Annotated in this window: 9 protein-coding genes; 6 read left to right on the top strand and 3 right to left on the bottom strand. The window is 41.6% G+C overall.

Translation table 11 applies throughout. The features are described from left to right. Positions 1-98 precede the first annotated feature (98 nt). Positions 99-1,694 carry a hypothetical protein gene (locus L8106_RS28875; protein WP_369749735.1) on the bottom strand — a complete coding sequence of 532 codons (1,596 nt, stop codon included), beginning with the start codon at positions 1,692-1,694 and terminating at the stop codon, positions 99-101. Between the two features lie 209 nt (positions 1,695-1,903). Further along, complete coding sequence (gene psb27, locus L8106_RS28870) at positions 1,904-2,302, bottom strand: photosystem II protein Psb27 (protein WP_009788126.1); 399 nt, start codon at positions 2,300-2,302, stop codon at positions 1,904-1,906. A 27-nt stretch (positions 2,303-2,329) separates the two neighbouring features. On the opposite strand from psb27, the gene L8106_RS34700 reads away from it, so the two are divergent. Both L8106_RS34700 and L8106_RS30140 read left to right on the top strand, forming a co-directional pair. Beyond that, positions 2,330-2,515, top strand: coding sequence for a hypothetical protein (locus L8106_RS34700; RefSeq protein WP_009788125.1), 186 nt, complete (start codon positions 2,330-2,332; stop codon positions 2,513-2,515). Between the two features lie 411 nt (positions 2,516-2,926). Next, complete coding sequence (locus L8106_RS30140; protein WP_009788124.1) at positions 2,927-3,439, top strand: hypothetical protein; 513 nt, start codon at positions 2,927-2,929, stop codon at positions 3,437-3,439. A gap of 77 nt (positions 3,440-3,516) precedes the next feature. On the opposite strand, the gene L8106_RS28855 is transcribed toward L8106_RS30140, so the two are convergent. Then, entirely contained in the window at positions 3,517-3,984 is a 468-nt protein-coding gene (locus tag L8106_RS28855; RefSeq protein ID WP_009788123.1) for a DM13 domain-containing protein, read from the bottom strand. Between the two features lie 222 nt (positions 3,985-4,206). Here L8106_RS28855 and der point away from each other — a divergent pair, with 222 nt between their 5' ends. The 4 genes from der to L8106_RS28835 all read left to right on the top strand — a co-directional run. After that, positions 4,207-5,568, top strand: coding sequence for a ribosome biogenesis GTPase Der (gene der / locus L8106_RS28850; protein WP_009788122.1), 1,362 nt, complete (start codon positions 4,207-4,209; stop codon positions 5,566-5,568). A 40-nt stretch (positions 5,569-5,608) separates the two neighbouring features. After that, positions 5,609-6,526 carry an energy-coupling factor transporter transmembrane protein EcfT gene (locus L8106_RS28845; protein ID WP_009788121.1) on the top strand — a complete coding sequence of 306 codons (918 nt, stop codon included), beginning with the start codon at positions 5,609-5,611 and terminating at the stop codon, positions 6,524-6,526. A gap of 592 nt (positions 6,527-7,118) precedes the next feature. After that, positions 7,119-7,388, top strand: a complete 270-nt coding sequence (gene pipX / locus L8106_RS28840) for a transcriptional coactivator PipX (protein ID WP_009788120.1) — start codon at positions 7,119-7,121, stop codon at positions 7,386-7,388. 222 nt (positions 7,389-7,610) lie between these two features. After that, a partial coding sequence (locus L8106_RS28835; protein WP_009788119.1) for a YggS family pyridoxal phosphate-dependent enzyme occupies positions 7,611-8,188 on the top strand: 578 nt, incomplete at its 3' end.

The following is an 8,188-nucleotide window of genomic DNA, read 5'->3' as shown; positions in this document are numbered from 1 at the left end:
CTTCCCAACCTCCCCACTTCCCAACCTCCCAACCTCCCAACCCCTCTCCTAAAAGGCAAGGGGAGAACTTGATTATTGCTGTGGGTTTTTGATGTCTATCAACGCTGACAAAACTTACGTTGTCGGGTGAATTCGGGATTTTGCCAATCATAAGAATAATGACTAATTGCGTTAATTTGAGGGAGTACATTATGAATATCTTGCATTTGATTTTCTAAAGACGGACGATTATTTAGTGCTTTTCCCCAATCTCCCGCTAACGCCGGAATAATTTTCACCCCTGACGGCGCTTGAGTTACAACCGTTTGCACCTGCGACACAATACAGCTAGTATCCCCACAAACCCCATAAGACATCGGGTGCCATTCTAGGCGAGTCGAGAATTGATTCCAGGGTTGCAAACGCGAGTCAAACCCCTGTTGACGAATGCGACGGTTTCCTTCTGGGAAAAATACCGCCCCCGCAGAAACCCCTCGTTGTTGAACCGTTTGACTAGCTAACCCCAAAAACTCTAAAATTCCCTGGTGGGCATGAGCGACACTCAGACGCCATAATTGCTGTTGGAGGCTTTCTCCCATCGATGGCAAAGCGTTGAGAGGTGTTAAGGCTTTTTCATCTTGCCAGAGTTGCTCCGGTTGGGCTTCAGAATTGGCATCTTTAGCCTCAGAATTGGCATCTTTAGCCTCAGAATTGGCATCTTTAGCCTCAGAATTGGCATCTTTGGCTGCTGGAAACAGGTTGTCAATTTGCTTAAAATCCGTTTCCGTCAGATAACCTTGACGCAAAAATCGCCGTATAAATTCTTGTCCCCTGTCATTGTTAGCCCGTTGGAGAAAAGCCTGTTGAGAAGCCTCTCCATAGATCCACAAATCTTTGACTTTAGCGGCTACAGAAGCCCCGCCTAAGCCTTTTGGATAGCGAACATAGTCAAACAGTACCCCTTGCGGACGACGGCTCAAAATCGCATTTAACAGGGTTTGATAGTCTTGACGGGCTTGGGGATTATACGGATCAACAAATCCTTGATTAGTATAACTTTCCCCAAAATCATCACTGTTGCTTCCCCCCGCAATTGCGGTGACTGTGGTTTCACCCTCTCCATTACGAGCTAAAACGTTTTGTCGATCAGGGAGTAGCGTATAAGTATAACCATAATTGAGCAAGAACGCCCAAGCATAAACTTCTAACCCTCGTCGGCGTCCTTTTTGAACTGCTTCTGCAAATAAATCAACGGTTTCGGTTCCTGGCGATCGCAATACAGACTGCCAAGGTGTATTATTGTCTGAGACGGGGAGTAATACTTGACCATCATAAAAGACTTCTAGATAAACTTTGTTATATCCTCGATTGACAAGATCATCTAAAATTTGATCAATCGCTCCGGGTTGAGCATCGCAAGGATACAACCTCAACCAAATTGCTTGATCTTTTAGCCAGCTTTGACGACGACACTGAAAAACAGCTTGAGCGTGTTGGGTTAAAGTATCCTCATATTGTTTTTGGGCTTCAGGACTATTGTTTGCTGCTAAACGTAGACTTTCTTTAAAAGTAATCTGTTCACTGGAAAGTTGACAATAAGGTGAAACTTGAGCCAAAACAGGTTTACTTTGGAAAAGTGGAGTAATGAGTACAGAGAGAAAAGCACTGATCACTCGACGAGATAGGGTTTGATTAGGAACAATTGTTAACCCCATGATCATTAAGTGAGTTGTCAGGGAGATGGACAAATTAGACATTGGGTTCAATACAACACATATCTAATCACTTCAGAAGATTATTCAAGCTAAAAAAGCCACTTCCGTATTGTTAAAATTTCCCCGATGGGAAGTGGTTGATCACCTCAAAACAAATTTCCCCGCCTCAAGCCAGACAGGGAAATCAAAAAATATTGGGCGTTAAGCCATCAAGCACCCCGCTTGACAGCTGCTTCGACTTGATCAAATTCCTGTTCAAGACGCTGTTTTAATTTCTCGGGTACAGGACGGTTCGGATAGGAGCTATAATGTCCAGCTAAACCGTTTAATGCAGTTCGCATGGTGGTAAATGAGCGTAACTTGGCGATCGCCGGATCACGACGATAGCGAGACGCAAAATCATTGATCAATACACGGGCTGATGCTTGGGCGGGTGCCTTCTCTGGAGAGTCGTCGGGTAACTCAATTGCGGTTCGCAAGCTTTGAACTACAGCTAAGGTATCTTGTTGATAGTTTCCGGTTAAACCATCTGGAGAACTCGCACACCCGAATAAGCACAGCGAAACGGCTAAAACGAGAGCCAACAAGCGTGAGAAATAGTTTTTCATTTTTGTGGGGTCAGAGTGACCAGTGAGATGTCAAAATTATTTAACATCCTACCTCTTTTACTGTCACCAGTCATCAATGAAACAGAATTTGAAGATATTGAATGTCCGCCTGGTGATTTTGAAAGTCAGGAGCCGCCCCTGGAAAGTGAACTGTATTTGCGACAAATTTTGCTACTGATTCAAATGCTAGAATCTCTCTGGCAAGATCGTTAAGACTTTTATACGTTTGGAAATCTTACCATTTATTACAGTCCAGAACAACAGAAAACTCAAAACTTTCTATGGCCTGATTTTTTTGTGGTCTTAAATACAGAACGTAAACCCCAAACTGCGGGAATTGAATATTGATCCAGAAACACTTTAAGTTGCGTAACTCATAAATCATTATCTCAGAAAATCAAGAAATTTTTTGAAGTTTCTATCAAAGGGAATAGAACTTATAATTTGACTATTTTTTCTGTCTACTTTCCTCTCTCTAGAGTTATAAAAATTGTTGCTATTCGATGTACTAAACTATTTCTTAGGCTAGAGGTAAAATATTAGCTTGTTTTTTAAACTATTAAGTAGCGAATTTTAAATGGCTATATTTAAACAGCCACAATAAACTACTACAGGAGATTTTGCATGATTAGAAGATTAATAGACGCGATCAAATCCATTTCTTTTAAAAGTGTTTTAACAGTTGTTTTAGCAGGGGTTTTAGTGATTGTGACAACAGCTTGCAATAGTAATCCTCCCGCTCCTAAAATCACAGGTTCAGGAGAATATCACAGCAGTAAAGGACAAGATAAAGAACTTTATGCTCCTGTTCAAAGCAAAAAATCTGATGGAATGTATCCCTATGAGGATATGGACTCCTCAGCTAGCACTCGCACTGAACGGAAGGCGAAGGAGTTAGTCGAAAATGCCAAGAAAAACGTCAGTAAAGTTAATAGTCCTCAAGAGTTTGCACAGAACTTTAAAGAGGGAACTCCCCTAGATGAACGGGTAAAAAATCTTTCTGAAGATGTTGGGGAGTCTGCTAAACAGCTTACAGAAGATGTTGCTTCTGGTACAAAACGTAATGCTCGTCAGTTGAAAGAAAATACTCAAAACGCAGTAGAAAATGCTGAAAGCGTTGTTGATAACTTACAGTAAGCATAACAAAAGATCAGGAATAAGAAAGGGGGTTTAAACCCCCGTTTTTTGTAGAGATGAATAAATTGATCTAAACTTTATAAACTTGCATAACCAAATGTCACATTAAATTTACGACACCAAATTCCGACAGACTTGTATTGACTCAAATCAAGATTATCTGGGAGTAGATAACGTTGGGAACCCTCAAAACTTTGGAGCGATGTCAGCGTGATATATTCCCCTTCTTTAAGATTAACTGGAACTGAATTTTTTTGATGAAAAATTATATTAACATCTGGGCCTTGGGCTGTGGTGAATGCACTATCAAATTCTAAATAACGTTTCCCATTTTCGTTGACAATACGGGCTGTTCCCTCAGTCGGATGATCCTGTTCAACCGTCACAAAAGAACCCGAAGCTAGAAGATTATTTTGAGCAGTCATTTCTGTAGAATTAGCAGCAGGAAGCGCAGCAGCGACAGACGTAAAAGCAACTTCACTAATCCCTACATTTAAAAGAACAACAGCCGCAATACTAACCGTTTTTAAAGTGTTGAGAATCATCAGACTTATCTCCGTTTTCAATTTCCTTACATTCACTACTATAGAAGCAAGAGTTGGGAAATAAATGATATTCAGTATAGAGAATGCTGAAAACAAATGAAATTTACCTCAGACTCATCTCAGGGTTTTCTCACAATGAGTTGGTCAATATATCTCTATTTCCTCAAGAATTCGCTACAATAGAGGATTAAAGATTGCCAGTGACGAGCTGCTATAAACCCCATGCCCTTACCTATTGTTGCGATTGTTGGACGCCCAAACGTAGGCAAATCTACGCTAGTGAACCGCCTTAGTGAAACTCAAGATTCTATCGTTCACGATCAACCCGGAATTACTCGCGATCGCACCTATCGCTACGCCTATTGGCAAGATCGAGAGTTTTCTGTAGTGGATACGGGTGGTTTGATTTTTGATGATGATACCGAATTTTTGCCCCTGATTCGTGAACAGGTGATGGTTGCTTTAGCAGAAGCCACAGTCGCAATTTTTGTGGTTGATGGACAAACGGGGTTAACGGGAGGAGATGAGGCGATCGCCAGTTGGCTGCGAGAACATTCGGTTCCGGTACTCTTGGCGGTGAATAAATGCGAATCTCCGACAACAGGCTTAATTCAATCGATGCAATTTTGGGAACTGGGTTTAGGAAATCCTTTCCCCCTTTCTAGTATCCATGGTAGCGGTACTGGCGAGTTACTCGATGAATTAATTAAATACATTCCGAAAGCTGATGAACTCGAAGAATCTGAGGAAATTCGCGTGGCAATTGTTGGCCGTCCAAATGTGGGAAAATCCAGTTTATTAAATGCGTTTCTCGGGGAAAATCGAGCGATTGTTAGCCCCATTTCTGGAACAACTCGCGATGCGATCGATACTGTAGTTGAACGCAATGGCAAGACTTACCGCTTAGTGGATACGGCTGGAATTCGTCGGAAAAAAAATGTCGAATATGGGGCGGAATTTTTTGGGATTAATCGGGCGTTTAAAGCCATTCGTCGGTCAAATATTGTCCTGTTAATTATTGATGCAATTGATCGCGTCACCGAACAAGATCTAAAGTTAGCCAATCGCGTTTCAGAAGAAGGGCGTGCTTGTGTGATTGTCGTGAATAAATGGGACATAATTGAGAAGGATACCTACACGATTTTAGAGTATGAACGGGAAGTCAAAGCCCGATTGTATTTTATGGATTGGGCAAAAACGATTTTTGTGAGTGCGATGACCGGACAACGAGTTGAAAAAATCATTGATTTAGTCGATCAAGCCGTCGCAGAACATCAACGCCGAGTCAGTACCGCTGTGATTAATGAAGTGATCGAAGAAGCAGTCAGTTGGCATTCTCCGCCCACCACTCGCCAGGGAAAACAAGGGAAAATTTATTATGGTACTCAAGTCAGTAGCCAACCGCCCACGTTGGTCTTATTTGTCAATGATCCCAAACGGTTTAATGAAAATTACCGTCGTTATATGGAAAGTCAATTTCGTCAACAATTGGGCTTTTTAGGAACACCGATTCGTTTAATTTGGCGAGGTAAACCCGCCCGAGAAGTCGAACGCAATACCGCTAACCGAGCGACCAAAGTTTAAGGATTTGTTGGCAGATTGATGCGGGGCTTGGGTTGAAATTATGGATTTATTGCGATCGCTTCCACTGGGTTTATATTTAGAAGAACCGATTACCTGGTTACATCGGATGGATGCTCGGGTGAAACTGGGATGGTTAATGAGCTTTTTGTTGACTCCGCTGCTGGCGAGTGAGTTGTGGAGACTGGCTTTAGTCGGGCTGCTGATTGTGATTACTCTGAGTGCGAGAATTCCTTTACGGGTTTGGAAGCGACAAATGGGCTGGCTGTTGGTCTTTTGTAGTTTACTGTTTGTTGTCAGCTGCATCATGCCGGATGGAATTGTTGCCGAACATCAATCCCGTCTCCCAGACGATGAGATTAGCTTTGCACTTCCAAACTCTACAGAAACGGTTTCTCCTCCCTTACCGCAACCGACATCCTATAATTATGTATTGGTAGAGCAAGGCCCTCTGACGATTACTCGTTATTCTGTAGATTTGGGGATTCGGGTCAGTACGTTGCTGTTTACACTGGTGTATAGTACGAACTTGTATTTACTGACTACGGCTTCTGAGGAAATCGCCACCGCGATTGAAAATGTCATGGAACCGTTACGACGGTTTAACTTACCTATTACAGAAATCGCCTTAACGTTGACCCTTTCTTTACGGTTTTTTCCCCTGGTTTTAGAAGAAATTCAAAATTTAGTCCGGTCTGTGCGAACCCGAGCAATTAACTGGAAAAAACTAGGATTTCGACGAGCAACTCAAGTTTGGTTGATGGTTGCAGAACGCTTGTTAGAAAATTTATTATTGCGGGCTGAACAGATGGCGAGTGCAATGACGGTGAGGGGTTTCACCACTCCTAATCAACATCATGTCCAGTGGTATCAATTGCGAATTCAATGGATTGATGGGTTAGCATTGGTCAGTTTAATGGTATTCTGGACGCTGCGGTTTATTTTGGGAGCGCAAGCTTAGGGTAAAAACAGCAAAATTTGAGTCGAAGGGATTGAATTAAGGTAAATTTTCCACTAAACTTTAGCTTTTAAGCCCCTTGTAACATTGATGAGTGACCCTTACCCTTCTATAATTGTAGGTCTAAGATCTCTATCTCTAAGAAACTCCCTCTCACTGGTTTTCTGAGTACCCTCGAAACACAAGGGAAGGGGGAGAGGATTCCATAGAGTCTATAAAGGTAAAATTTACATGAAAATTTACATGAATTCCAAACCCACTCGCACTTGATGCAATTTAAGATTATTTGAGCTTTGTTCGGCTTAAGGTTTTAAGTTCTCACGTTAAGCTGTAAATGTTCTGATAATCCACTCAGTTAAATCTCAAAATTCACTCCAATAACACCAAAAAGTCGTTATAGAAAAGAGAGATGATGTTACAGGATCAAGAAAGAATTCTTTGTTATGGAGTTTTGATATTCCCGGTCAATACCTTCTCTAAAATATTCAGACCTTTCTAAATACCAAGAAATGGTAAAGTGAGAAAATCTAACTCTCTTAATCTGACTGCTATCGACAGTTTTACAGAACTGCTTATTTGCTAACTTTTAGACTGAATGACAACTGAAACTTACATGAATCATCCCAACTTTGGCTTACTCTTTAGAGTTTGTCCAGTTGAGGAAAATCAAGAACTGTTTACGACGCTTTATGCCCAACGACTGTTTTTTTTAGTCACTCATGGGCCTAGCGGTTTGAAGTTTGAACCCGTGACTCGCTCAGATGCTCGGCTGGCTGTTGAAATTCGTTTGAGAATGTTACGCCGCAACAGCCTGGTTGACGAATACAAAGAGCTACAAGCGATTCATAAACGTACATTTCAATAACTGGGGAAGATTTGTGTCGAACTTACACAAAGACCTAGAAACCTGGTTTTTGATTACTGAGGACGGGCTGAAAACTTGATCTGATCTGCTGAAATCGGGTGCGCGTCTCAGTCCTGTTGTTATTTGAGAGAGAAGGAAAAAAAGAAGATCAGAGCTAGAAAATCAGCATTTTTCGCTCAATATCTGACTTCCCCAACTTTCCCGAACTGATATCACGAGATTATGACTCATTCCATCGCCGAACGTATTGCTGAAATTCGCTCCCAAGTCCCGGATTCTGTGCGGATAGTTGCCGTTACCAAAACGGTATCTGTAGAAGCCATTCGCATTGCCTATGCAGCCGGAATTCGAGATTTTGGTGAAAATCGCATCTCTGAAGCTATGGAAAAACAGGAGCAACTGCAAGATTTATCCGATATTACTTGGCATTTAATCGGTCATATCCAAAGTAATAAAGCCATAAAAGCAGTACAACACTTTCAATGGATTCACTCTGTTGATAGTCTGAAACTGGCTCAACGCTTGGATAGACTCGCTCAAGAATCTGATTGTCAACCCCAAGTCTGTCTACAAGTCAAAATATTAACTGATCCCAATAAATATGGTTGGACGGTTTCTGAACTTTTAGAGGATTTAGCGGAACTTAATCAATGTCAGCAGATTCAAATCAAAGGTCTGATGACCATTCCCCCTTTAGGATTAAATCATTCTGAAACTGTGAGCGTTTTTGAGCAAACGAGCGAGTTAGCCCATAAAATTCAGCAACAAGGATGGTCAAATCTCGAGATGAAAGAACTTTC

The organism is Lyngbya sp. PCC 8106 (assembly GCF_000169095.1).
GTDB lineage: Bacteria > Cyanobacteriota > Cyanobacteriia > Cyanobacteriales > Microcoleaceae > Capilliphycus.
This window is presented reverse-complemented; position numbering and strand designations above follow the sequence as displayed.

Coding starts and splice junctions, on each gene's coding strand:
- L8106_RS28875 (WP_369749735.1), bottom strand. CDS start 1,694: ATGGGGTTAACAATTGTTCCTAATCAAACCCTATCTCGTCGAGTGATC.
- psb27 (WP_009788126.1), bottom strand. CDS start 2,302: ATGAAAAACTATTTCTCACGCTTGTTGGCTCTCGTTTTAGCCGTTTCG.
- L8106_RS34700 (WP_009788125.1), top strand. CDS start 2,330: ATGTCAAAATTATTTAACATCCTACCTCTTTTACTGTCACCAGTCATC.
- L8106_RS30140 (WP_009788124.1), top strand. CDS start 2,927: ATGATTAGAAGATTAATAGACGCGATCAAATCCATTTCTTTTAAAAGT.
- L8106_RS28855 (WP_009788123.1), bottom strand. CDS start 3,984: ATGATTCTCAACACTTTAAAAACGGTTAGTATTGCGGCTGTTGTTCTT.
- der (WP_009788122.1), top strand. CDS start 4,207: ATGCCCTTACCTATTGTTGCGATTGTTGGACGCCCAAACGTAGGCAAA.
- L8106_RS28845 (WP_009788121.1), top strand. CDS start 5,609: ATGGATTTATTGCGATCGCTTCCACTGGGTTTATATTTAGAAGAACCG.
- pipX (WP_009788120.1), top strand. CDS start 7,119: ATGACAACTGAAACTTACATGAATCATCCCAACTTTGGCTTACTCTTT.